Below are 23,798 nucleotides of genomic sequence, written 5' to 3'. Positions count from 1 at the left end.
AAGTATCCATTAAATGAATATGAAACGACACAATTTCATCCAGATTTGCACGTCAGAGCTGATAACTTCAGAGGGAGTGTACAAATATGAAAAGCAAAAGGGGTTACCGTTTTATCTTATTACTGAGTTGTTTGATCCTGTGTGTGAGTACAGCCTGTTCTTCCAAAGCCATTGCGGATGGTTCAGTCGACAGTTATGCAACGATTCATGGAGAACTTGATGTGCCGGTGAGAGCGACTTGGGTGTGGGATACGACCCAGATCCGAAGTAATCCTCAAGAGGTGTTAAATTACGCTACAGCGAACAAGATCAATACGATCTATCTGCAGATAAACCGGGATATAAAGATTCCTGAGTATAAAAGTTTTATCCGCCAGGCGAGAGTCAAGAATATTGCGGTGGATGTCATGGACGGAAGATCAGCCTGGGGTTTGACGGAAAGCCGGGAGCAGATTGCTTCTTTCCTGGACTGGATCGAGACATATCAGGCGCAGGCGTTGCCTAATGAGAAGTTTGCTGGTATCCATCTGGATATTGAGCCACATGTGCACCCGCAGTGGAAAATCAATCAGGCTAGTGTAATTACCCAGTGGCAAGGCAATGTGGAGTACATTGTTGAGCGAGCATCACGGATGAAGATGCCGGTAGCGGCTGATCTGCCTTTCTGGCTCGATAACTACAAAATCCCGGGTTCCACGATGGCCGTAAGCAGTTGGATGATTCGCAAATTTGATTCCATCACCATTATGGCTTACCGCGATACAGCTGCTGCAATCTATAGTGTAGCGAAGGATGAACTTGCAGAAGCAGCTCTGCTTGGCAAGACGATCTCGATCGCGGTGGAGACAAAGCAAAGTAAGGAAGGCGACTTCATTACTTTTTATGAAGAGGGATCTGCTTATATGGAAACACAATTAAAGTTGGTCGAAAAAATGGCTTCAGTACATGCCTCCTTTAACGGTTTCTCCGTACATGAGTACACTTCATGGAAGACCCTGAAAAAGTAAGACACCAATAAGCTCCTTAGCGCAATGCTCGAAGTAATATATGAAAGAGTTCTAACTGAAACAACGTGTCTCAGAGCGTTACTTTGTTAGTTTTCGGGAATTGGAAGTTGATAAAAGAAGGTGTTTGCAGCTGAATAGCTGCGAGCACCTTCTTCTTTTACACCTGAACCAGGGCAGAATCCATGGCCACGTTCTCATAGAACATTTTGCGATACTGTGAAGGTGTGGTGGCTTTATGCTTTTTAAATGTAGTGATGAAGTAGCTTAGATGCTCAAAACCCACATCCATGGCGATATCAACAATCTTGTGATCTGTATTCTCAAGCTGAACGCAGGCCTGTTGAACACGGTAATAGTTAATGTAATCTACAGGGGTTTTCTGCACCATCTGTTTGAAGAAACGGCAGAAGTGTCCCTCGCTCATATTGGCTTCATCGGCCAGTTCTTTCAGCTTTAATGGTTCAGGATAACGTTTGTGGATATAACCGAGCACGGATTTCAGGCGCTCTACCTTGTCATGACTCCCTGTAGCCACGGTGCCTTTGAGCGGAGCAGGTTTCATATGTTCGAACATTCTGGAAAATATGAGGTACAGGTACGCTTTTGTTGACATTTCACACGTTTCGGTTCGGGTAGCATGGTCTGCAAATATACGTTTCAGAAGATCCAGAATTTCTTGTCCCCAATCCTCATCTGCCTTGATATGACTGGGGGGAATCACCGTTTTGCGTACTAGTGGACCGATGAATTTCTCTTGAACTGTATCGAAGGTACGGCTGCCAAGCAGCTCGGGATTAAATACAATGGAAGAGAATACACAGGGAACATCGCCCTTCAGATACCCCGCATGAATCTCGCCTCTATTAATGAAAATGGCTTCTCCAGCTTGGACCTCAACAGTGTTCATATCAATCTGAAAGACAGCGCAGCCCTTGGTCACCATGGTGAACTCCATCTCATCATGCCAGTGGCAATCGAGAATGCTATCCCCGTTCAGTTGTTGAATATCCGGGTACACACTGACGGGATACATGGCATTGCCGTGAATCCGGTCTTCCCGTAATCGTTCACGTTCCATATCAGATTCTCCTTTTGTATCAATATTAAAGTAATCGTTTCCATAGATTGGTGATGATGTTCAAGAATCGGATGTTTATTATCAAAATCGTGATATATTTGGTCAAAATAAGAGAAGAAATTCATTATTAATATCAATATTATTATAATATAACCAAAGGGGGAAAGAAAACATGAAATTTACTGATGGATTCTGGATGACTCGTGAAGGGTACCAGATTCAAAACCCGACTGACATTCGTGATATTGTGCAAAAAGACAATTCTGTGACCGTATATGCGGCAACTAAATATATTCGTAGCAAAGGCGACACTCTGAACGGTACATTGCTGAAAGCAACGTACAGCTCACCAATGCCTAACGTTATTCGTGTAACTCTGAATCACCATAAAGGCGGCGTGAAAAAAGGACCTGTATTTGAGCTTAACACACAAGAAGCCAACGTTGAGATCGCAAAAAATGAACAAGGTGCTGTTTTGAAAAGCGGCAATCTGGAAGTTCAAATCGACAAAACAAATGGTTGGGACATTAGCTTCCTGTATGGAGGAAAACGGATTACAGGTAGCGGTCAAAGAGCTGCTGGTTATATTACAGGTCCAAGCAAGGAAGCATATTTCCGCGAACAGCTTGATCTCGGTATTGGTGAATACGTTTACGGACTCGGTGAGCGCTTCACGCCGTTTGTTAAGAATGGTCAAATCGTAGATACCTGGAATGAGGACGGCGGTACAAGCAGTGAGCAGTCTTATAAGAACATTCCGTTCTATTTGTCCAATAAAGGATATGGCGTATTTGTAAATCATCCTGAACGCGTATCATACGAGATTGCATCCGAGAATGTATCCAAAGTGCAGTTCAGCGTAGAGGGCGAGACGTTGGAGTACTTCATTATCGGCGGTGACAATCCTAAGGATGTACTTGATAATTATACGAAATTAACAGGTAAACCAGCGCTTCCACCAGCATGGACATTTGGTCTGTGGCTGACAACATCATTCACAACGGATTATGACGAAGCAACGGTTAACCATTTCGTAGATGGCATGGCTGAACGTGATCTTCCGCTGTCTGTATTCCATTTTGACTGCTTCTGGATGAAGGAATACCAATGGTCTGATTTTGTATGGGATGAAGCGATGTTCCCGGATCCGGAAGGCATGCTTGCACGTCTGAAAGAAAAGGGACTTAAAATCTGTGCTTGGATCAATCCATATATTGCAGAAAAATCCTACTTGTTCGATGAAGGTATGGAGAATGGTTATCTGGTTAAAACAGCCGATGGCAGCGTATGGCAATGGGATATGTGGCAAGCAGGTATGGCTCTGGTTGATTTCACGAATCCGGATGCTGTGAATTGGTATAAGAGTAAGCTTGAAGTCCTTCTGGATCAAGGTGTAGATTCCTTCAAGACCGACTTTGGTGAAAGAATTCCGACTGATGTTGTGTACTTCGATGGCTCTGATCCGGTTAAAATGCACAACTATTATACACAGCTCTATAACAAAGCTGTATTTGAATTGCTCGAAGAGAAGATTGGCAAAAACGAAGCTGCCCTGTTTGCACGCTCTGCAACAGCAGGTGGGCAACAATTCCCGGTTCACTGGGGCGGTGACTGCTCTTCTACGTATGAATCCATGGCTGAATCACTTCGCGGTGGCCTTTCACTGGGACTTTCCGGTTTCGGATTCTGGAGCCATGATATCAGTGGTTTTGAAAGCACGGCGAGCCCTGACGTATACAAACGCTGGGTACAATTCGGATTGTTATCTTCACACAGCCGCCTGCACGGAAGCACTTCGTATCGTGTGCCTTGGTTGTTTGACGAGGAATCCGTGGACGTTGTTCGCGACTTTACCAAACTCAAAATCAGCCTGATGCCATATCTGTACAATTCTGCGGTGGAGTCAACGGTAAAAGGGATTCCGATGATGCGCGCTATGTTGCTGGACTTCCCAGAGGACCCAACAACATACAGCCTGGATACGCAATATATGTTTGGTGATTCAATCCTGGTGGCTCCGATCTTCAATAAAGAGGGTGATGTTCGTTACTACCTGCCTGAAGGAACTTGGACGAACTATCTGACTGGAGCGAAAGCACAAGGTGGACGCTGGATCAGTGAAAACCATGACTTCAAAACACTGCCAATGATGGTTAAGCCAAACAGCCTGATCGCTGTCGGTGCGGTGGATAGTAAACCGGATTATGACTTTGCGAATGATGTGTCCTTGCACTTGTTCGAACTGGCTGATGGTCAAACGGCTCAAGCTGTCGTTGTGAACCAAGCGGCTGAACAGGAGCTGACAGTTAACGTTACACGTAATGGATCAGTGCTGGATGTTCGTGCAGAAGGTGCGGGCAAACCATGGAGCTTGGTGCTTCGCGGCATTGAGAGTGTATCCAGCGTTGAAGGCGGTTCCCAAGTGTCTGGTGCAAATGGTGTTGTCGTTACGGCAGCAACAGGCTCAAACGCGCTTACAATCCAACTGTAACATGATATAGTAGAAGAAAAGGACGGTGCCGAAAGGTGCCGTCTGTTTGTCTACGATGATAGGAGATTGAATGAAATGAGCACAATGAATTCGGGTTTGCACTGTACGATATCAGCAGAGATGCTGCATCAACTGGTAGAAATTCATTTTGGAAGCGATACCAAAGTGAAGGGGTTTGGTCTCCTGCAAGGTGGACTTTTTAATACAACCTATCGGATTCACCTTGAACATACATCCTATACGGATGTGATTTTACGTTTGGCTCCAGAGCGGGGAGAGATGGCCGCTGGTTCTGCGGGGGATCCACTATTTTCGTTCGAACGCACGATGATGGCGGCTGAACCGATTGTATATGAATATTACCGCAAGGCAGGCATTCCTGCTCCCAACATTATCGCCTGTGATGACAGCGGGTCCATCATTCCGAGAACGTACATGTTTATGGCGTTTATCCCGAGTAAGCAGCTGGATCACGTATCAATTTCAGACATAGACAAAGAGCGATTGTATCATCAGCTTGGTGTATATACCGCCATCATGCATCAGATCGAGGGTACATCGTTTGGCTGGCCGCAGGGTGATGGGACGATTAAAGGCTCGGATCAATGGTCCGAGGTGCTGCACTCTTTTGCAGAAGAAACTGCTCTTAAAGCGGCCCAAGCCGATTATATGCTAGGTGTAGGGGAAGAGATCGCCGCTATTTTCATCAAAAATAAAGACTTATTTGATCAAGTGACCCGCCCGGTACTCGTTCATAATGACCTCTGGGAAGCAAATGTACTTGTTCATCAGGAAAAGGGTGAGCTGAACATTGCGGCAATCATTGACGGGGATCGATCCATGTTTGCCGACAGGGAGTTTGAAGCCATATTGTCGACAGAGTCGGTGGCTTTCCATGAAGGATATGATCGTCCTCTGGACTCATCTATTGAAGGACAGGCACGCAGGCTTGCCTACCGAATACTGTCTTCGTATTTTAATGCCTACGTTCATGAACATCAGGTTAATCAACCTGAAGATGGTCAGAAGTATCGCCAGCGTACGCTGGATTTATTGGAGCAATGGAAGCGACTGGAATACAACTAACTCGTAGGAGGAATGAAGGATGAAGGAGTATCATCAATACCCGATGTGGGACGCGTCACGTTCACTTGAGGAACGTTTGGATGACCTGATTGCACGATTGACAACGGAGGAAAAGATCAGACTAATTCCTACACGCGAAGCAGCTGTACCAAGACTGGGCATTCCCGCCTACAACGTTGGGGGCGAAGCTGCCCACGGGGTTGCATGGAAAGGGGAGGCAACGGTATTTCCGCAACCTCTCGGTCTATCAAGTACCTGGAATACGAGACTTATGCGGGAGATTGGTTCAGTCATTGGCGATGAAGCGAGGGCATATCATCACCGTGATCCTGAAGTTCATGGGTTAACACTGTGGGCACCAACAGTTGACTTGGAACGTGATCCACGCTGGGGCAGAACGGAAGAGGGATATGGCGAAGACCCGGTCCTCACGGGAGAAATGTCGGCAGCACTCGTTAAAGGCATGCAGGGAAATGATCCTTTTTATCTGAAAATGGTCGCGACATTAAAACACTTTTTTGCCAATAATAATGAGAAAGATCGTCTGAATTGTTCATCCAGCATCGACCCTCGCAATCTGCGGGAATATTATTTAAAAGCATTTGAAACGCCATTTGTGGAAGGCGGAGCCTTGTCCATGATGACAGCTTACAATTCCATCAATGGTACACCTGCTATTGAAAGTCCATATGTGAATGATGTGGTTAAGGGTGAGTGGGCGATGCCAGGTTTCATTGTATGTGATGGTGGAGACCTGTCACAGACGGTGAATTATCATGGTTATCATACCAGCCATGCCGAGTCAGCAGCAGGTGCGTTGAAGGCAGGAGTGGATTGTCTTACAGATGAAGTTGATCTTGTTGTGTCTGCTCTGGAGGAGGCTCTTGACCGGAATCTGTTGGATGTCACTGATATGGACCGAGCGATTCGTAACATCTTTGGTGTGCGGATGCGACTTGGACAACTGGATCAGTCGGGGCAAAATCCATATGCGTCTATTCCCGAGTCGGTATTATGTGCACCGGAGCACGCCAAACTCAGTTATCGTGCCGCTGCCGAATCCATTGTTTTGCTCCAAAATGATGGATTGCTTCCATTGCAGCCAGAAGCGTTGCAGAAAATCAGTGTGATTGGACCCCTTGCGGATGTTGTCTATACCGATTGGTACAGTGGCACACTGCCTTATCGTGTATCCGTCCTCGATGGACTGCGTAATCGACTACCTCAATCAGACATAACGTATGCAGATGGGAATGACCGTATTCAGCTGAAGACAACAGACGGACAAGTTGTAACTCTTGGTGCGCAAGGTACACTCGTCGCTGTACCGGAAGCCAGTGCACCTACAGCCGCCGAATTTGTACATCAGGATTGGGGTTGGGGAAGTCATACGCTGAGAAGTGTGAACAATAATCGATACGTTAGCTTAACCGAGCAAGGTATCTATCAGGCAAATGCACCGGAGATTGGTGGCTGGTTCGTGAAGGAAGTTGTTCGCATAGATCCTCTAACGGATGGAAGTAACACCTTGCGGGCGTGGAACGGTATTCCTGTTGGGCTGAGCGAATATCAGGGACAGTCTGCTGTATCTCCACTCCGGCCACAAGGAGAACAGACTACAGCTACAGGTACAAATCCGAATGATATTGGTGACTCTGGACACGCAAGTCAATCACCTGGCAATACACAGATACCTTCTGCATTCAATATTGATATTGTGACAAATGGAATACAACAAGCTGTAGAAGCTGCACGTAGCAGCCAGGCATCTGTCGTTGTTGTTGGCAACAGCCCATACATCAACGGCAAAGAAGAAATTGACCGCCCAAGTCTGCTGCTTCCGCCGAGTCAGGTCGAACTTGTCAAAGCTGTGTGTGAAGCCAATCCCAATACAGTGGTTGTCATTATGGGCAGTTATCCATTTGCCTTGCAGGAGTTGAAAGGTATTGCCCGCGCAATCGTTTATATGACACATGCAGGTCAGGAATTGGGGAACGCGCTTGCAGATGTGCTGTTAGGTCATTATGCGCCAGCAGGCAGATTGAACATGACATGGTATGAAGATGAATCACAGCTTCCTGACATGATGGATTATGACATCATTCAGAATGGCATGACCTATATGTATCATGAAGGACCGGTTCAATATGCATTTGGTCATGGCCTGACGTATTCTGAATTCGAATACGAAGCGATTCGTGTAAGTCGCAGTGCTACAGAGGAATCCACCAATACAGATCAATTGAAAATTGAAGTGGAGGTACACAATACAGGTGAACGTGACAGTGATGAAGTCGTACAGATCTATGGATCTTCGCATACCTCCCGAGTGAAACGTGCTCAGAAGCAACTCCTTGCTTTCCGCCGTGTTCATGTCAAAGCAGGGACACGTGTTACGATAAGTCTAGAAGTCCCTGTTCAGAAGCTGGCGCTATGGGATGTTACCCGAGATCGATACTGCCTGGAGACAGCAACATGGGCCATCCTGGCAGGGCGTTCTTCCGCAGATATACGTCAGTCGGCTGATATTGAAATTGAAGGTGAGACGATTCCTGATCGTCCGCTGCACTTGCTTACCTTTGCCGAGAATTACGATGCTTGTGCAGGTGTTCTACTGGATGAATGTCTGGAAGGGCGTTCGGCAGTTCGGGCAATCATTCGGGAAGAACCCTTATATCAAGAGACGCAGTTGTCCTGGATCGCTTTCAACCATAATGCTGTTCAAGAAGTGCAAGGATTTGAAGCCAGAGTGGCAGCTTTTGGGGAAGAGGGCAGTCTGGAGATTCGTTCTGGAGGACTGGAGGGCGAACTGCTCGGTGTATGTGAAGTTTCTGGACCTGGAGGCAGTGTGAATGGGAAAGATATCAAGTGGACAACAGTCCAGTGTTCGCTTGAGGCGCCACATAAGGTGAATGAGCTGTATATTATTTTCAAAGGCGGAGCAGCGTTACGGCACTTTAGATTGTTGTAGTTGTAGCATGTCCTGAATAATCAACCTCCGAAACAAGCACAATAATGCTGTTGTGTGTAGAATCTGTAAAGGTGGTTGTGGTATGAATGATAAAAAGTGGGACCTCGTCGCACTTGCTTCCATCCCTTTAATTATGACCTTGGGTAACTCCATGCTTATACCGATCTTGCCACAGATTGAACGTGAATTGAAGGTATCTGCATTCAAGGTCAGTATGCTTATTACAGTCTACGCTGTAGTTGCCATCCTGCTTATTCCAATAGCAGGGTATTTGTCTGATCGTTTTGGCAGAAAAGCAGTCATTATTCCCAGCCTCATCATTGCAGCCGTCGGGGGTGCTGTAGCTGGTGTAGGTGCATGGATGCTGGATGGAAATGTAGCTTACTGGACCATTTTGGGTGGCAGGTTATTACAGGGGGTTGGAGCAGCCGGCGCATTCCCTATTGTCATTCCATTGGTTGGGGACATGTTTAATGATGAAGATCAGGTTAGCAAAAGCCTGGGAATCATTGAAACCTCGAATACATTTGGTAAAGTGTTAAGTCCGATTTTGGGTGCAGCACTGGCTGTTTGGCTATGGTTTTTACCATTTATGGCTATTCCTGTATTGTGTTTAATCTCGGTGATTCTGGTTATTTTCCTGGTGAAGTCTCCCAAGAAAAAAGAAAAGCCACCCACCTTTACGGAATTTGTGGCTTCCATTCGGGACGTATTGAAAGAAAAAGGTCGATGGTTATATGCTTTGTTTGCAATCGGTGGAATTTGCATGTTTATTCTTTTTGGTGTGCTTTATTATCTATCCGAGACGTTGGAGAGTGAGTTCGGCATGAAAGGGGTCGTAAAAGGTCTTGTACTTGCGATTCCGTTGGCAGCCTTATGTCTTTTTTCCTTTTTCGGAGGAAAGTGGATTGGAAAGAGTAAGCCTCGCATGAAATGGCTCGGATTCGCAGGACTAGTTCTTGTAACCGTTTCGCTGGGTGTTATTGGGATTTTTGATAATATCTACGTTGTGTTGGGACTGTTCACATTAGGAAGTGCCGGAGTAGGAGCAACCTTACCATGTCTGGATGCTCTTATTACTGAAGGTGTGGATAAGAAACAGCGTGGTACAATTACAGGTTTGTTCAGCAGCATGCGATTCATCGGTGTATCGCTTGGTCCTCCTGTTGTGTCCCTGTTGATTGGCACACAACATTTTTGGCTTTTTGGTGTGCTCGCCGCATCTGGAGCTGTAGGGGCATTGCTCACCTTATTTGCGGTCAAACCCGATAAGGGAGACCAACCTACTTCAGGAAGCGGACATAAACAGGATGAACGACATATCGATCGGATTGAGACGAGTCGAGGTTATGCTCCTATACGGCGCAAGAAAAGTCCACTCTAGATGGATGGTATTAGCCGACAATTCATTCTTATCTTTAATTGAATACCATGAACCATAAAAAACGCGTTTACGCCTGAGAAAGTTTGCATCCTCGGTGTAAACGCGTTTTCTTGATCATGAGAATAAACCACGTAATCGTGTCACTCCCATTGACGGGTTTATTTTTTATTTTTGGTATCTTGCGTATTATGTTCCGAATCCTTGGGCTGACCTGTATTTGTTGCAGGTATATGCGTATGAGCGAGCAGAGCATGAGGTTCAATGGAGAAGCTGCCGCTTCGTTTTCCCTGAATCAGATAGATAAGCAAGAACAGAATCATAAACATCACGGAATATCGATACATATCGGTATAACTGGTTATGGCTGCAATGGCGCCAAGAAGAAGGGCACCGGTTGCGATACCCAGATCCAGCGAGTTCAAAAACATACCATTAGCCATACCCCGCTGAGATGGAGATACAACTTGAATCATCCAGGTCTGCAGAGATGACTGCATGGAACCATAGCCGATCCCGTAGATAAAGGCAGCAATGAACAAGATGGACATGGAGGTTGCATACGAGAGCAGAATGAGGCCAACAGCAATAAATATAGCCCCTGGAATGAGCAGTGCTTTTGGACCCTTAGTGTCATAGATCCGTCCTGCAAAGGGTCTAACCAATAACACGGCGAGTGCATTGAACAAAAAGAACAGCGCAGGATTGGCCAGATTGGCTTCCTTGCCATACAGAACGATGAATCCAACAAGCCCACCATAGGTGATGGATAACAGGCAATTCAGCACACTGGGCAGAATCAGCTTGCGGTTGAAAGGTGTCTTCTGTTTTGGGTTGGACCCTGAAGCACTTGTTGTGGCTTGTGGCATGATGGTTGTACTGTTATCGGTTCTGACTGCTTTTTTGCGTGTCAGCGAATAACTCAGTGGATAGATCACAGCGAGGACACCCGCAGTACATAACATGAGGGTTACAAATCCAGCACCCTGTAGCAGAGTGACCCCAATAATTGGCCCCATAGACATAGCCAGGCTAGTCGATAGACCAAAGTAACCCATACCTTCACCCATTCGTTTGACAGGCACAATGTCCGAGGCCATCGTTGGAAAAGCGGTACTGCTCATACCAAACCCGATACCAAACAACATTCTCAGCAACAAGAGCACAGCTATACCGGCAGCAAAATAATAGCCGAGCGTTGCCAGCAGGGCTACGGACAGGCCTATATAGATCATGGCGTTACGAAGGCCCTTCTCCAGTGCTTTCGCGGAATAAAGACGGGCTGCAATGGCACTTAGTGCAAACAGACAGGTGAATAAACTTACTTCAAATGCATTGGCGTGAAATCGCTCCTGAACGTAGGACGGAAGCGGAGAGACGATCATGTGCAGTTGCAAGAACAACAAGAAGTTGCACAGCATCAGCAGAATAAAATCGGTGGTCCATAGTCTAACTTGTGTAGATTGTTCTTTCATGATGATGTATTCCCCCTGAGTTGTGATTCATTACAAGTTGCGGTTAATGAGGGAAAGAGTATGTTTAAATGCTTCCATCTGGTCTTCGGGTATACCTTCAGCAAGTTCTTTATTCATTTCTCTTTCAATCGGAACGAGGATATCAATTAACGCTTTGCCTTCTGTGGTGAGATATAACAGATAGGCTCTGCGATCCTGTTCACTGGTCCGGCGTTCTACCCAGCCTTTTTTCTCAAGCAGATCAATAATCCGCGCAGTGGTGGGTTGGTCTTTGAAGACACGTGCAGCGAGCTCCTTCTGATTCACACCTTCACCGCGGTCAACATTAAAGAGAACAGAAAATTGCTCTGTCGTAATATCATAAGGTTTGAATCGTGTTGCAAGTAAAGCTACAGCTTTACGATGTGTGAAACCCAGCATGAATCCAACAGATTGTTCCAGTGTATAGTCCATGTGATTGCTAGACCTCGCTTCCCTAATAAAATGTCCCAATCAATTAGTTGTTATAACAACTATATGTTAAACAAGTATTTTTGTCAAAATGAAATATTCTCATATTGAACGTACGGGTACGCTGTGCAATGATCTGAAAATACTGTTAGAATAGTAATGAAACCGCTTTTATGGAATCGATGTCTAGAGTGCTTGAAAAATGTAGAAAACCAATTTGCTCTAACAAATGTTGGAGATGACCAAGGAGAGCTGTGCATGCTAAAGAATATACCCGCAATATTACCTCCAGAGTTACTCAAAATCATGTCCGAAATGGGCCATGGAGACGAGTTGGTTCTGGCGGATGGCAATTTCCCCGCAGCCAGTCATGCCAAGCGACTGGTACGCTGTGATGCACTGGGAGTCGTTGAACTGCTGGATGCCATCCTGCAATTATATCCACTGGACACCTATGCTAAGCGTCCCGCTGCTGTCATGCAGGTTGTGGAAGGGGACCAGGTGATCCCGATCATATGGGAAGACTATCGCCGGTTGATTGAAGAATATGAAGGAATAACGGATGCTTTTGATCATGAAGAGCGATTTGATTTTTATAAACGTGCTTCGAATGCCTATGTGATTGTTGCAACTGGTGAGCGAGCGCAATATGCCAATCTGATTTTGAAGAAAGGTGTCATTTTCCCCGATGCTGATCCTGGTCAGGAACAGCAGAATGCTGAATCGAACTGAATAATTACGGCGACGGAGCAGTGGATGCTCTGGTCGCCTTTTTATTTTTGCCATTGCGGAGCCAGTATACCAGAACGTACAGAATGGGCATGGATTCGATAAGTACCGTGTACAAAGGTACAGCGTAAGAGCGGATAGCCAACTCGTAAGAGGCGGCATCTCTGGCATATTGAAGGACAATGGCAGCAGCCGTTCCCCCAATTAGATACACAACAGATTTTTGCTGCCTGATCCCGCTGAGTTTGGAGAGACAGACGGAAGCGACATACAACAGAAATGAGCTGCGAGTGAACATCGTTGTTGACCAAATTGCGATCAGAACAGGGTCCAGATTATCCAGAAAATCTCCGTATCGCGCAAAGCGTACCATCTCAAGTAAAGGATAGCGAAGCCCGGCGGCAACATACGGACCAAAATTCATCAAGATGAATATCCAGAATACAACGATGAATATAACAACGGTGATGCCGGCAAATAACATGCTTTTCAGCATAGGACGCCTGAAAGCAACGACCGGTGCGAGGAAGAGGAAAAACATCCATTCGGAGAACCATGGCATGGTGGACAAAGAACCCATCATGATCTCACCCAGATCATGATGGGTTGCCATCGCAAGCAGTATGCCAGGATTGCCCCCACCCCCAACCGCCGGAATAAGTAAGCCGGAAGTGAGAAGCTGTACCAGAAAAATACCTTCCGACATAAATACAATGGTAACCAATCCTGAACGCGCAGTCAGGCAGATGCACAGCAAAGTGAGGGTTGATGTTAACCATATCGGAGTCTGTGGCAGATACATCGATTGCAGGAAGATAATGAAATTCTCCACATCAATGGACAACAAGTAGATACACAACATTACAATTAACCCGATATAAAAGCGATGCACAACCTTGCCCACGATATCTTCTCCATAGGAAATCCAGGGTTTGTCGGGGTTAATGGAACCCAAACGGTATGTAAAGAACAGAAAAATCAGACTGATTAAAAATCCGCCGATCGTGGATAACCATCCCTGATAGCCACTCATTTTGAATAAACGTTGCAGAAGAAAGGCAATGGGTTCGGAATACAGGTAAACAAACATGAAGCGGTAACCCTGCCCCGCAGTCAGATGGTTCATGGTTAATCTCCTTTCTTAATCATGTGATCAGCCCAGCCAAAGACCAACTGGATTACATCATTGGGATTAGGCCATGCTGACCAGCTTACAGCGAGCGTGTTCCATACGAGAAATAGGCCGAGCAGTATGAAATAGGCACGTCTGATTGTTTTTTTGCTTGTTTTTACAGATGACCAATCCAGTAAATACAGTCCCGCAAATACTAAAACGGCTAACACGTATGTAACCTCCTTAAAAATCCATTCCCGTGCAAGCTAGAAGCTTGACTCCGAGCCAACAAACTGAATGTTGATATTTGTGTTGACAGTAAACTGAAGATCATTCTTTACATAGTCGATCCATGTAGGCCGCAGCTTCTTCCATACCTTCGGATATCTCCATTCGAGCCGATATCCAAGCATGAGTATGTCGGAGCCTTGGTGTTTCGCGGTTTGAATGGCCTTAGTAAGATGAGCACTCACTTTTTCATTAGCAGCTTGTTCAATGTCCTTAATCCCAACAATATCTTCGGCCTTTAGTACAGGAATGACCGAATTCAACTCCGCTTTGCCCGACAAATTGATTACAAAATGTGGTTCACCATTCTGGAGCTTTACATGTATATCCGAATGCATGCGGTATAACTTCATGCTTGCTTTTTGTTTTTTGGTTCTAACCGAAATGGTCATCGAATCCAGGTTTTGTCCTGCCCAGGCAACAGCGCGTGCTTCATCCGGTGAGAGTGTTCCAACCATCCGCATCTGACTGAATATGGAGCCACCGATTTGACTGACCCACTTTTTGGATTCTCCCTCTTCACTGACCATGTTGGTTTGTTTGCTGCCTAACATCGATGAGGCAAATCCCTGATTCATTTTATCGGATGTAAATATGCTTAACACCTGGGTTTTTAGCAGGTTTTCCTCGGTGGAGAATTCCCGAAGCACGTCACTCGGCGTTTCTTCGAACACCGGAGTCAGATCAGAAACGTCCTTGGCTCTGCCATTCGCAACCATTACGTAGCTGCTCAGGTGGAAAAGGGGCTGACGTGCAATCCATTCCATCGTGTCTTCAATCCCCTCACGTGCATAAGCTTGGCCAAAGACAATCACTCGCGTATGTCCCCAGGATATTTTACGTGTCAAGTCTGTCTGGATACGCTCTATCGCATCGGCAATTGTCGGTGCAGTTGCCGAAACCGCTGCATAGGGATCTTTGCCTGTACCCCCACCTTCGGGAGAAAGACGATTGGGGAGCGGCATGCTAAGGGTGACCTCGATCTCTCCAGGAGTATCTGCTTTGTCCACGTACATGGCCGTAATAAAGGTGCGCTCATTAATCTCGACTTTCGACCAGCATCCGGTACATAACAGACAACAAATAATGACGACCATAAGTGGAAGGGGAGACTTTCGAAATATTATGATGTATCCTGCCTCCTTTCATTATCGGTCGCATAGGCTTTGGTTCGTTTTTTCATCAAGAACCAAGGTACCCGAATAAACGTATCCTTAAAATCACGCAGGACGAGTGGGGCAAAAGGCTGCATGTACGGAACACCAAATGAACGCATGCTGACCATATACCAGTACAACAGATAGATAGAAATGACTACACCGAATAGGCCCAGTGTTCCACCCATCAACAGGACAGGAAAGCGGAGCAGTCGGAAGGCCAGACCTAACTCGAAATGCGGAATAATAAAGGCTGCAATGCCTGTAATGGACACCACAATAACCAAAGGGGCAGAGACTATACCTGCCTGTACAGCAGCTTGTCCAATGACAATACCGCCAATAATAGAAACCGTCTGTCCAAGCGGCTTGGGAATACGTATTCCGGCTTCACGTAATCCTTCGAAGGTAATCTCCATAATGAAGGCTTCAATTAATGCCGGAAAAGGAATGTTCTCTCTCGCGGAGGCAATTGTAATGAGCAGATTGGTTGGAATGATCTCGGGATGAAATGTAGTAACTGCTACATATACGGAGGGCAGCAGGAAAGCAATGACGGCAAACAGCAAACGGATAATTCGGATAAATGAAGCCGAATGGAACCGCTGATAATAGTCCTCGGACGACTGCATCAAAGAGAAAAATGTGACTGGAATAAGCAGGGAGAAGGGTGTTCCATCCTGCATGACCCCGATTCGTCCTTCTACGAGAGCAGCTGCAACGGTATCTGGTCTTTCGGTATATTGATACTGTGGAAATGGAGAAAGCGGATGGTCTTCCAGAAACTCTGATAGATAGCTGACCCCGAGACTGCTGTCCATATCAATCTCACCCAGACTGGTTAATACATTTTCCAAAATCTCAGGTTTGCATAATCCTTGAATGTAAATAACAAAAACTTCGGTTTTGGTATATTTGCCGATGGTAAATTTGATCATTTTAAAATCGGAATGTTTGATTTTGTGTCGCAGCAGAGACATATTTACATTAATATCTTCGATAAATGCTTCCTGGGGGCCAACGACGACGACTTCATTTGTTGATTCAGGTACGGAGCGCTTCTGATAATATTGAATTGAAAAAATGATCATGCCAGACATGCCTTCGATATAGAGTGCTGCGTTACCGGTTACGATATCATCTACCAACGTTTCCGCTGAATCCCTGTGCTCGTTTTCAAGAGAAAAAAAGGTTCCGCTCACGACTTGCGTAATGAAATCGGGACCGACCTCGTTCCGTGCAGCCTCCTCAAGCAAAGGCTTGACAATAGCTTCACGCATGATCTGTGTATCGACAATAGATTGAATATAGAGCAAAGTGCAATGGAGCGGACCGATCTGAAGAGGCTGATAGATCATATCTGCCACGCCGATTAGACGTGATTGCACCTGTATCAGAATGCTTTCTTTCATAGATCCCTTCCTCCTAAATCAATGAATGGCTCGGTTGCCTGTCCGCTATGAGCGATACTATAGTGTGCAACGCTTCGACTGAAATATACTCCGAACGATGAATGTTCGGTATCTCTAGAGAAAAGTTCTGGATACTACAAACATTGATACAGATGATGAATGGGGAAAGGGAGGGGACTGTTTTACAATTGAAGAAATACAAACGATGAGACGATGGTCTCCATCCCAGAGGAGTTGAGTGAAATGCAGCATCGAATCAGACAAGCGGGTCTTTCAGATTGTAACGAAGTGGGACAAATGTTCAATGAGTACAGGATGTTCTACAACCAAAATGCTGACATTCAGGCAGCACGTCAGTATATTGGAGAACGAATGGAACGCCATGAATCGGTGATTTTGGTAGCAGAAAAGCCACTCACGAATGGCTTAATTTGTACTGGATTTGTTCAGCTATATCCCAGTTTCAGTTCGGTATCGATGGGGCCTGTCTGGGTGCTAAATGATCTATATGTGCATCCGAATTATCGTCAGCAAGGCATTGCGAGGAAGCTCTTGCAAGCAGCCAAGCAATTGGCATCTGAACGTGGAGTTCTTCGTATATCACTGTCAACTGAGTTAAATAACAAGCAAGCCCAAGCTTTATATGAATCCGAAGGATATGCACAGGATACCAAATTCATGTATTATGAACTTAATGTATAAGAGGTTGCTCAAAAAGACGCACTATATAAATGAATGGCAGACTCGTGTCGTCGGGAACAAGGGAGGGGAGTCGCAAAATGATGCAGTGGATTGCCATGATCACGATGTTAATTGATCATATAGGGGCTGTCTTTTTTCCACATATTATAGAGTTGAGGATCATAGGTCGTATCGCTTTTCCAATCTATGCATTTGCAGTATATATCGGTTATAAACATACACGAGACGTGCAAAAATACATATGGCGGCTGTTCTGGATCGCGATCATATCACAGGTGCCGTTCATGGCTGCGTTTAATCATTATTCTCTGAACGTGGTATGGACATTATGGTCAGCCCTGTTGGTATTATTCGTTATTGATAAATTGCCATCCAAACTATTGGGGATTCCGATTGTAATTGGAGCAGGTTGGTTCATGGAAATTAGCCAAATGGATTACGGGATGTACGGGTTGTTATTGGTTCTGTTATTCCGCTATTTCCAGGGTCCTGTACTTGTCGTGGCACATGTCTTGTTAAATGCACTATATCTTCTGCTGCATAACAGCTCTGTGCAAATGTATAGTGTGCTCGCAACCGCCGGCATTGCTATTGCTCAGTATTACCAAGCGGGATTCCGTATGAAAGGTCCACGTTGGGTGTGGCGCTATTTCTATCCTGCGCATCTCGCCATTATTGCAATTATCCGATGGGTCTAAAAGAATGATCCAAAAATGCGAAGTAAAGAAGCCATCTTATCGTCAGTGAATGACGATAGATGGCTTCTCTTCGTATGACCTTATTTATTAATTAATGCTAATGATTAAGTGAAACTTACTCCATCGCTGTAGAAGTGCCGTTATGGTGCCGGATTGCAGACGGGAAATATCCAATCTGAACGGCGTAGTCCAACATGGCGGAGATGAAGCGATCATCTGTTCTCGCACATGAGATTCCGGCAGGCTCCACATAAGCCGTTGTGACAGGGCAAGCATAGACATATGCTGAATCCTTCGCACCGTCGCCTTCAAGCTGTGCAATAGCCAACTGAAGAGCTTCCGGCTCCTTGCTGATGCTCGCATCGAACAACCAGCGTGTGTAATCCGCGAATGGTAGCGTCTCGACTTCGTAACCAGCCCGATTCACAGAACGGATCAGCTCATCATAGCGGATAGGCTCCGGATTACAGATGTGGAATACACGACCGGCGGTATCCTGACGTAAGGCCAGATGAACGATCGCTTCACTTGCATAGTTAATCGGTGTAAAATCAACCATCCAGTCAGCTGCAGGAGCCTTACCGAGCAATAACATCGCTTTGATCATACGATAGAAGGCGTTGCTATCAATATTGGACTGGAAGCGTCCAGTCTCAGAGTGGCAAGTGAGGTTACCTGCACGATAGATGCTGACAGGTACACCTTGCTCAGCGGCAATCATGAGCACTTTCTCGGCTTCAAGCTTGCTGTCCGAATACAGGTTGTCCACATGCAAGTCAGCCGGGAACCGATCATATTGCAGGGAAGATTCCCATTGTCCGCTGAGTGCCAGATCTTCCGGAATACCCATCGTGGATACATGGTGGAAGGAAGCACCTGGTTTGCTGCGAATCAAGTCTAACAATGCGACCGTTCCTTCCACGTTTGTTTTGGCGAACTGGTCGGCATCTCCGAAATGACGTACGTCTGCAGCGCAGTGGATGACACGGTCAATTCGATCCTGTACATAAGCCGTTTGTTCAGCGGACAGACCAAGATTAGGTTGTTCGAGATCCCCTTCAATAATCTCCACACGAGTGGAGAGCTGGTCAGTCAGTTGTTTGCCGAAATAACCTTCCAGTACGTTAGTCAAACGTTCCATTGCAGTTATTCCATTGGATGGTCGACGAACAAGGGTGTAGATTCGTGTACTGGAATTCAGAATTAACTGTTGCAGCACATGAGAGCCCAGATAACCAGTTGCTCCGGTCAGTAACACATGCTCAGGTTCACGAATGAGCGGATACCCCAACTGGGATGTTAGCTCCACAGGGTGTTCGGATAATTGTGTAATCATACCATCGGTCACCACTGAATCCGTAACTTCTGCTGCACTGAGAGACAATACTTCCACACGACGAGCGAGAGCGCGGACTGTTTTCTCGGCAAAGAAATCGGCAATTTTCAGTTGCGGATAATGTGGCTTCAGAATGACCAGTACATGAATGACCCGGAGTGAATCCCCACCAATATTGAAGAAGCTGTCTTCGACACCGAAGTCATCATGCTGAAGGATTTCTTTCCATGCGTCCAGGATAATGGATTCCGTCTCCGTCTCAGGCATGACTCGGTCAGGACGATCTTCATGTCGTTCCACATGAGGCAGGGATACCATCGCTTTGCGATTGATTTTTCCAGTCGGTGCAATCGGCATTTCATCCAGCTGACAGATCCACTTCGGTACAAAATAAGAAGGAAGTTTCTCCGTCAGTTCTGCCTTGATGTCCGAAACAGAGAGCGTACTGCCATCTTTCGATGTAAAGTAACCAACCAGCATATTTTGTCCGTCGGATTCTTTCTTCGGAATGACGGCAACGTTCTGGATCTGATCAAGCCGTGCAAAGTGATCTTCAATCTCCCCAATCTCAATCCGGTGACCACGAATTTTTAGCTGTGAGTCACTGCGACCAACATATTCAAGCAACCCGGAATCCAGCAATTTGGCAATATCGCCAGATTTGTAGATTTTCTCACCTATGGCAAACGGGTTCTCAATGAATGCTTGCTCTGTACGTTCTGGCTGATTCAGATAACCTTTGGCCAGTGCAGGGGTAGAAATATATACCTCACCAGGTACACCTGCGGGACAGAGCTGTTGTTCTTCATTTACAATGTATACTTTATAGTTATGAATCGGTTTACCGATAGGGATGTTCACCACATGTTCGGGAACCTGCTCACTGATGCGGTGAGTAGTTGTGGCTACTGTACATTCGGTAGGTCCGTACACATTAACAATATCAATCTGGTTTCCAAATTTACGCTGGAAGGCACGAACTTGTTCACCATATAACGCTTCTCCGGCTACAGTAATGATTCTGACTTTGGCCAGCTTGTGGAAACCTTCATCGGATAAGTAGGAAGCAAGCTGATTGAAGAAAATCGTAGGCAGTATCGTAATGATGGTTGTTCCTGTCCGTTCAATTGCACTTGCGAACTCTTCAACGGATACACGTTCTTCCGCAGACAATAGATATAATTCTGCTCCATAGAACAAGGCGCCAATGGTATCCCACACGGATGCATCAAAGCTGTATGTGGCAAACTGGGTTAATACATCACCTGGTTGAATGTCACAATCACGCTGAACCACACTGCCAAGATTGGTTACACCCCGGTGGGCAATCAGTGCACCTTTGGGTTTACCGGTCGACCCTGACGTATAGATAATATACGCAAGATCATCTGGCTGAATATCCAGATTGGGATTACTTGCAGCAAATCCGGCTAAACGACCATCCACAGCGAGAATCTGACGGACCGTAGCTATACTGGAGAACAAGCTGGAAGCTTGGGCATAAGAAGCCTCCGTTGTCAGCACGAATGAGGACGCCGTATCTTCCACGATATAACTGTTACGTTCTTGTGGATGCTCAGGGTCGATCGGAACATATGCACCACCTGCTTTCAGAATACCAAGCAGAGAGATGATGGTCTCCAGACTTCGATCCATAAAGATACTGACGAATTCACCTTTCTGCAATCCATTGGATAACAGAACACGTGCAACCTGATTAGCTCGTTCATTCAATTCCCTGTACGTATAACTTTTGGATGGCGATGTTATCGCCGGTGAATCCGGATATGCCGCTGCCGTTGCTTCGAACCAGCCATGAACCGTTTGGTTCTCTGGTTCGAGAACAGAAGTATCGTTCATTTCACGGTAAAGCAATCGATCTGAGGCGGAAAGAATATCTACCGTACCGATTGCTTTTTCACCGTCACGCACTAGGGCGAGTAGAAGAGTCTGATAATATTCTGCATATCTCAGCACGGTAGACTCTTTCAACAGTGAACTATCATAGAACAGATCGAGAATGAGCATGTTCTGATCATCTCGAACGTTCCAGTTTAATATTTGAGGAGCTTGAGGCAACTGCACACTATTCAGCATAAAAAACGTTTCAGGGTATCCACCGTTTTGCAACGTGTATTCAATCTTGAGCTGCTCTGACACCTCATGACATAGTTGGCTGAAGGTCAATTTTCCCTGAATCTGTAATGAAAGATAGGAAGCTGCCTGATCTGGGGAAAGTATACCTATGGCAAGTTCCTGTTCAGCTGACAATCGGAATAACAAGGCTGCATAAGCTGAGAGGAGTACCGGGTACACCATCTGTTCTCCATACTTCTGTTTAAGTTCACGGCTCAGAGAAGCATGTAATGTGATTTGAGCAGACTGATAAGAGAATGATTGTTGACGTCGCCCAAAATCCAGTGGAATCTGCAGAACTGGCAAGCTAGATTCCGTGGAATGGGAAGAAGATGCTTGGTTTTCAATCACTTCAGTTATTCCTCCTTGGTTCAAACCGAATGTTTTTGGATTTGAATTATTGTTTGCTTACATTGAAATGAGAGATCAATTCTTGGAGTTCCTCAGACATGCTGTTAAGACGTGTGGAGGAGTCTACCAGTGTAATCAAAGATGCTTTTTGCTCATCAACAGATGAGGAAATCTGTTCACTGCTGTTTGCTGTCTTACTTACGCTTGAAGACAAGTCGTCTGCTGTAGCGGTCATTTCCTCCGTACTCGCAGAGATTTCTTCCGTCGCGCTTGATACTTCCTGAATCTGATTAGATACCTTTTTCGCTGCTTCTAAAATATCTTCGAACAGTTGTCCTGTTTGATCGGCTACGCTGAGCCCTGTATCTACTTCTGAAGTACCTTGTTCCATAGCACGTACAGCCTGTTTAATTCCAGCTTGAATCTCTTGGATCAACACGCCAACCTGGCTGGTTGCTTGTTCAGACTGCTCGGCAAGTTTGCGTACTTCACCTGCAACAACTGCAAATCCTCTTCCTTCTTCACCAACACGAGCTGCTTCAATGGATGCATTAAGAGCAAGCAAGTTGGTCTGGCTGGAGATTCCCGAGATAATATTGAGAATATCGCCGATTTCCTGTGAACGACTCTCCAGAACCTCAATGGCAGAAGCGGTATTCTTAACCGATTCCGTAATCAGATTCATCTGTTCAGATACCTGACGGACAACGCTGTTACCTTGTTGCGAACGACGTTCCATCTCATAGGCTTCATCCGCTACACTTGCCGAGCTGCTGGCAATCGTCTGGATTACGGTAGCCATCTCGGACATGGCACGTGCACTATCCCGGGTTGCCTGTTCCTGTGAACGAATGTTGGAAGTAATTTGAGTCACATTATTATTAATAGAATCTGCATTCTCACTGTTGCGCTCGGAAACTTCATATAGCTCTTTGGCAGACTGATTTACTTCTTGAGATGTGATTTGCACTTTTACGATCGTATCGTTGATTTTGCGAACCATGGTGTTGAACTTCTCGTTAACGAGTCCCAGATCGTCTTTGCCTGTCGGAATGTTGACATTCAAATTACCCCGACTGACGTCATCAATTCCTTTGATCAAGTGACGGATAGGGGAAAGTGTGTTTTTAACTACAAGGTATTGGATAATCAGGAATAACAGCAAGAAGGCCACAAGGATGATAATTCCGTTTTTGAGCAAGGAGTTCAGTCCCGCGGGTACGGCTGATGCATCTGCATCAACGGCAAAATATGAGAAAATCTTACCGTTGCTGTCTTTGATAGGATATGCAATGGTTGTCCATGTACCGAAATCATCAGAATAAAATGTTGTGAATGTTGGGCGATCCGTATTAAGCATTTCTTTCAGTGCATTGGCTACAACGACTGGCTGCTCATACATGTCACCAATATTTACGTTCTCACTTTGAAAAGCCTCTCTTAGGTTGGTCGGCATCGCTACAAGGGAAGTTAATCTCTTGTTATCGCCACCGAGCTCAACACCGAAGATGTAGGCTTGTGCAATGTTAGGATAATATTCTTGCATTTCATCGAAATACGCTCGTAATTTCGTTTGTGTTGCTCCATCATAGCTACCTTCCGTAATAGCAGCTTGTACCTCGGCAGGATTGATATCTTCAGCCCACTTCTTGGTAATTTGCTCCACCTGTCCATGCAGTTGATCAACAAGAACTGTTTTTTGAAAATAGTAACTGCTTGCGATAAGTGCTACCCCGATGATAACGATATTAGTAAATGAGAGTAACAAATTTTTGGAGAAAAACGACATGCTTTTCCAACTTAATGATTTCACTAAATTCCACTCCTGATCTTCTTTAAATTAAGAAACTTTAGGTTTGCATTGGTACAGTGAACTAGATCATTCCGTGATCCCCTCCAAAGGAAATTTATGCGACCATGGTCTTGGTTTATCAGT

The 23,798-nt window shown here is 45.6% G+C and carries 17 protein-coding genes; 8 read left to right on the top strand and 9 right to left on the bottom strand.

All coding sequences use genetic code 11. From position 1 onward, the window contains the following. Positions 1–86 precede the first annotated feature (86 nt). Complete coding sequence (locus ACE04G_RS28895; RefSeq protein WP_405131995.1) at positions 87–1,007, top strand: hypothetical protein; 921 nt, start codon at positions 87–89, stop codon at positions 1,005–1,007. A 157-nt stretch (positions 1,008–1,164) separates the two neighbouring features. On the opposite strand, the gene ACE04G_RS28890 is transcribed toward ACE04G_RS28895, so the two are convergent. Beyond that, positions 1,165–2,085, bottom strand: coding sequence for a helix-turn-helix domain-containing protein (locus tag ACE04G_RS28890; RefSeq protein WP_405131996.1), 921 nt, complete (start codon positions 2,083–2,085; stop codon positions 1,165–1,167). A gap of 172 nt (positions 2,086–2,257) precedes the next feature. On the opposite strand from ACE04G_RS28890, the gene yicI reads away from it, so the two are divergent. The 4 genes from yicI to bcbE all read left to right on the top strand — a co-directional run bounded on the left by yicI (position 2,258) and on the right by bcbE (position 10,017). After that, complete coding sequence (gene yicI / locus ACE04G_RS28885; RefSeq protein WP_449003872.1) at positions 2,258–4,576, top strand: alpha-xylosidase; 2,319 nt, start codon at positions 2,258–2,260, stop codon at positions 4,574–4,576. Positions 4,577–4,651: 75 nt separating this feature from the next. Continuing rightward, complete coding sequence (locus ACE04G_RS28880; RefSeq protein WP_221823479.1) at positions 4,652–5,662, top strand: aminoglycoside phosphotransferase family protein; 1,011 nt, start codon at positions 4,652–4,654, stop codon at positions 5,660–5,662. A 19-nt stretch (positions 5,663–5,681) separates the two neighbouring features. After that, positions 5,682–8,633 carry a glycoside hydrolase family 3 C-terminal domain-containing protein gene (locus tag ACE04G_RS28875; RefSeq protein WP_260632898.1) on the top strand — a complete coding sequence of 984 codons (2,952 nt, stop codon included), beginning with the start codon at positions 5,682–5,684 and terminating at the stop codon, positions 8,631–8,633. An 82-nt stretch (positions 8,634–8,715) separates the two neighbouring features. Further along, positions 8,716–10,017 carry a bacillibactin exporter BcbE gene (gene bcbE, locus ACE04G_RS28870; RefSeq protein WP_339183940.1) on the top strand — a complete coding sequence of 434 codons (1,302 nt, stop codon included), beginning with the start codon at positions 8,716–8,718 and terminating at the stop codon, positions 10,015–10,017. 158 nt (positions 10,018–10,175) lie between these two features. Here bcbE and ACE04G_RS28865 read toward each other — a convergent pair whose 3' ends face one another. Together ACE04G_RS28865 and ACE04G_RS28860 are read right to left on the bottom strand one after the other, a co-directional pair. Then, entirely contained in the window at positions 10,176–11,489 is a 1,314-nt protein-coding gene (locus tag ACE04G_RS28865) for an MFS transporter (protein ID WP_221824278.1), read from the bottom strand. Positions 11,490–11,519: 30 nt separating this feature from the next. Further along, a complete protein-coding gene (locus ACE04G_RS28860) occupies positions 11,520–11,942 on the bottom strand; it encodes a MarR family winged helix-turn-helix transcriptional regulator (RefSeq protein ID WP_076208963.1) in 423 nt (140 codons plus the stop codon). A 255-nt stretch (positions 11,943–12,197) separates the two neighbouring features. Here ACE04G_RS28860 and ACE04G_RS28855 point away from each other — a divergent pair, with 255 nt between their 5' ends. After that, entirely contained in the window at positions 12,198–12,671 is a 474-nt protein-coding gene (locus ACE04G_RS28855; protein ID WP_221824276.1) for an RbsD/FucU family protein, read from the top strand. 4 nt (positions 12,672–12,675) lie between these two features. Here the strand turns inward: ACE04G_RS28855 and ACE04G_RS28850 are convergent, their stop codons facing one another. Genes ACE04G_RS28850 through ACE04G_RS28835 form a run of 4 tightly spaced genes read right to left on the bottom strand, consistent with a single transcriptional unit; the run spans position 12,676 to position 16,639 of the window. Then, the gene (locus ACE04G_RS28850; protein WP_339183945.1) at positions 12,676–13,794 is read right to left on the bottom strand and encodes a GerAB/ArcD/ProY family transporter; all 1,119 of its coding nucleotides are present in this window, start codon (positions 13,792–13,794) and stop codon (positions 12,676–12,678) included. Positions 13,795–13,796: 2 nt separating this feature from the next. After that, the gene (locus ACE04G_RS28845) at positions 13,797–14,012 is read right to left on the bottom strand and encodes a hypothetical protein (RefSeq protein WP_221824272.1); all 216 of its coding nucleotides are present in this window, start codon (positions 14,010–14,012) and stop codon (positions 13,797–13,799) included. 36 nt (positions 14,013–14,048) lie between these two features. Continuing rightward, on the bottom strand, positions 14,049–15,167 hold the full coding sequence (locus ACE04G_RS28840; RefSeq protein WP_221824270.1) for a Ger(x)C family spore germination protein: 1,119 nt from the start codon (positions 15,165–15,167) through the stop codon (positions 14,049–14,051). A 26-nt stretch (positions 15,168–15,193) separates the two neighbouring features. After that, positions 15,194–16,639 (bottom strand): spore germination protein, encoded by a 1,446-nt coding sequence (locus ACE04G_RS28835; RefSeq protein ID WP_221824268.1) that lies wholly within the window; start codon positions 16,637–16,639, stop codon positions 15,194–15,196. Between the two features lie 243 nt (positions 16,640–16,882). Here ACE04G_RS28835 and ACE04G_RS28830 point away from each other — a divergent pair, with 243 nt between their 5' ends. Beyond that, a complete protein-coding gene (locus ACE04G_RS28830) occupies positions 16,883–17,341 on the top strand; it encodes a GNAT family N-acetyltransferase (protein WP_260632960.1) in 459 nt (152 codons plus the stop codon). Between the two features lie 77 nt (positions 17,342–17,418). Further along, on the top strand, positions 17,419–18,039 hold the full coding sequence (locus ACE04G_RS28825) for a TraX family protein (RefSeq protein WP_237176010.1): 621 nt from the start codon (positions 17,419–17,421) through the stop codon (positions 18,037–18,039). A gap of 115 nt (positions 18,040–18,154) precedes the next feature. Here ACE04G_RS28825 and ACE04G_RS28820 read toward each other — a convergent pair whose 3' ends face one another. Beyond that, positions 18,155–21,862: a non-ribosomal peptide synthetase family protein gene (locus tag ACE04G_RS28820; RefSeq protein ID WP_339307851.1), complete on the bottom strand. Its 3,708-nt coding sequence runs from the start codon at positions 21,860–21,862 to the stop codon at positions 18,155–18,157. Positions 21,863–21,908: 46 nt separating this feature from the next. Next, positions 21,909–23,651, bottom strand: coding sequence for a methyl-accepting chemotaxis protein (locus tag ACE04G_RS28815; protein ID WP_339301755.1), 1,743 nt, complete (start codon positions 23,649–23,651; stop codon positions 21,909–21,911). Positions 23,652–23,798: the final 147 nt, after the last annotated feature.

The organism is Paenibacillus sp. AGC31, assembly GCF_057334655.1.
This window is presented reverse-complemented; position numbering and strand designations above follow the sequence as displayed.

What these genes read in the sequence shown, in the direction of transcription:
- ACE04G_RS28840 (WP_221824270.1), bottom strand. Translation starts at nt 15,167, where the DNA reads ATGGTCGTCATTATTTGTTGTCTGTTATGTACCGGATGCTGGTCGAAA.
- ACE04G_RS28880 (WP_221823479.1), top strand. Translation starts at nt 4,652, where the DNA reads ATGAGCACAATGAATTCGGGTTTGCACTGTACGATATCAGCAGAGATG.
- yicI (WP_449003872.1), top strand. Translation starts at nt 2,258, where the DNA reads ATGAAATTTACTGATGGATTCTGGATGACTCGTGAAGGGTACCAGATT.
- ACE04G_RS28850 (WP_339183945.1), bottom strand. Translation starts at nt 13,794, where the DNA reads ATGAACCATCTGACTGCGGGGCAGGGTTACCGCTTCATGTTTGTTTAC.
- ACE04G_RS28890 (WP_405131996.1), bottom strand. Translation starts at nt 2,085, where the DNA reads ATGGAACGTGAACGATTACGGGAAGACCGGATTCACGGCAATGCCATG.
- bcbE (WP_339183940.1), top strand. Translation starts at nt 8,716, where the DNA reads ATGAATGATAAAAAGTGGGACCTCGTCGCACTTGCTTCCATCCCTTTA.
- ACE04G_RS28835 (WP_221824268.1), bottom strand. Translation starts at nt 16,639, where the DNA reads ATGAAAGAAAGCATTCTGATACAGGTGCAATCACGTCTAATCGGCGTG.
- ACE04G_RS28830 (WP_260632960.1), top strand. Translation starts at nt 16,883, where the DNA reads ATGCAGCATCGAATCAGACAAGCGGGTCTTTCAGATTGTAACGAAGTG.
- ACE04G_RS28815 (WP_339301755.1), bottom strand. Translation starts at nt 23,651, where the DNA reads ATGTCGTTTTTCTCCAAAAATTTGTTACTCTCATTTACTAATATCGTT.
- ACE04G_RS28855 (WP_221824276.1), top strand. Translation starts at nt 12,198, where the DNA reads ATGCTAAAGAATATACCCGCAATATTACCTCCAGAGTTACTCAAAATC.
- ACE04G_RS28875 (WP_260632898.1), top strand. Translation starts at nt 5,682, where the DNA reads ATGAAGGAGTATCATCAATACCCGATGTGGGACGCGTCACGTTCACTT.
- ACE04G_RS28865 (WP_221824278.1), bottom strand. Translation starts at nt 11,489, where the DNA reads ATGAAAGAACAATCTACACAAGTTAGACTATGGACCACCGATTTTATT.
- ACE04G_RS28825 (WP_237176010.1), top strand. Translation starts at nt 17,419, where the DNA reads ATGATGCAGTGGATTGCCATGATCACGATGTTAATTGATCATATAGGG.
- ACE04G_RS28860 (WP_076208963.1), bottom strand. Translation starts at nt 11,942, where the DNA reads ATGGACTATACACTGGAACAATCTGTTGGATTCATGCTGGGTTTCACA.
- ACE04G_RS28895 (WP_405131995.1), top strand. Translation starts at nt 87, where the DNA reads ATGAAAAGCAAAAGGGGTTACCGTTTTATCTTATTACTGAGTTGTTTG.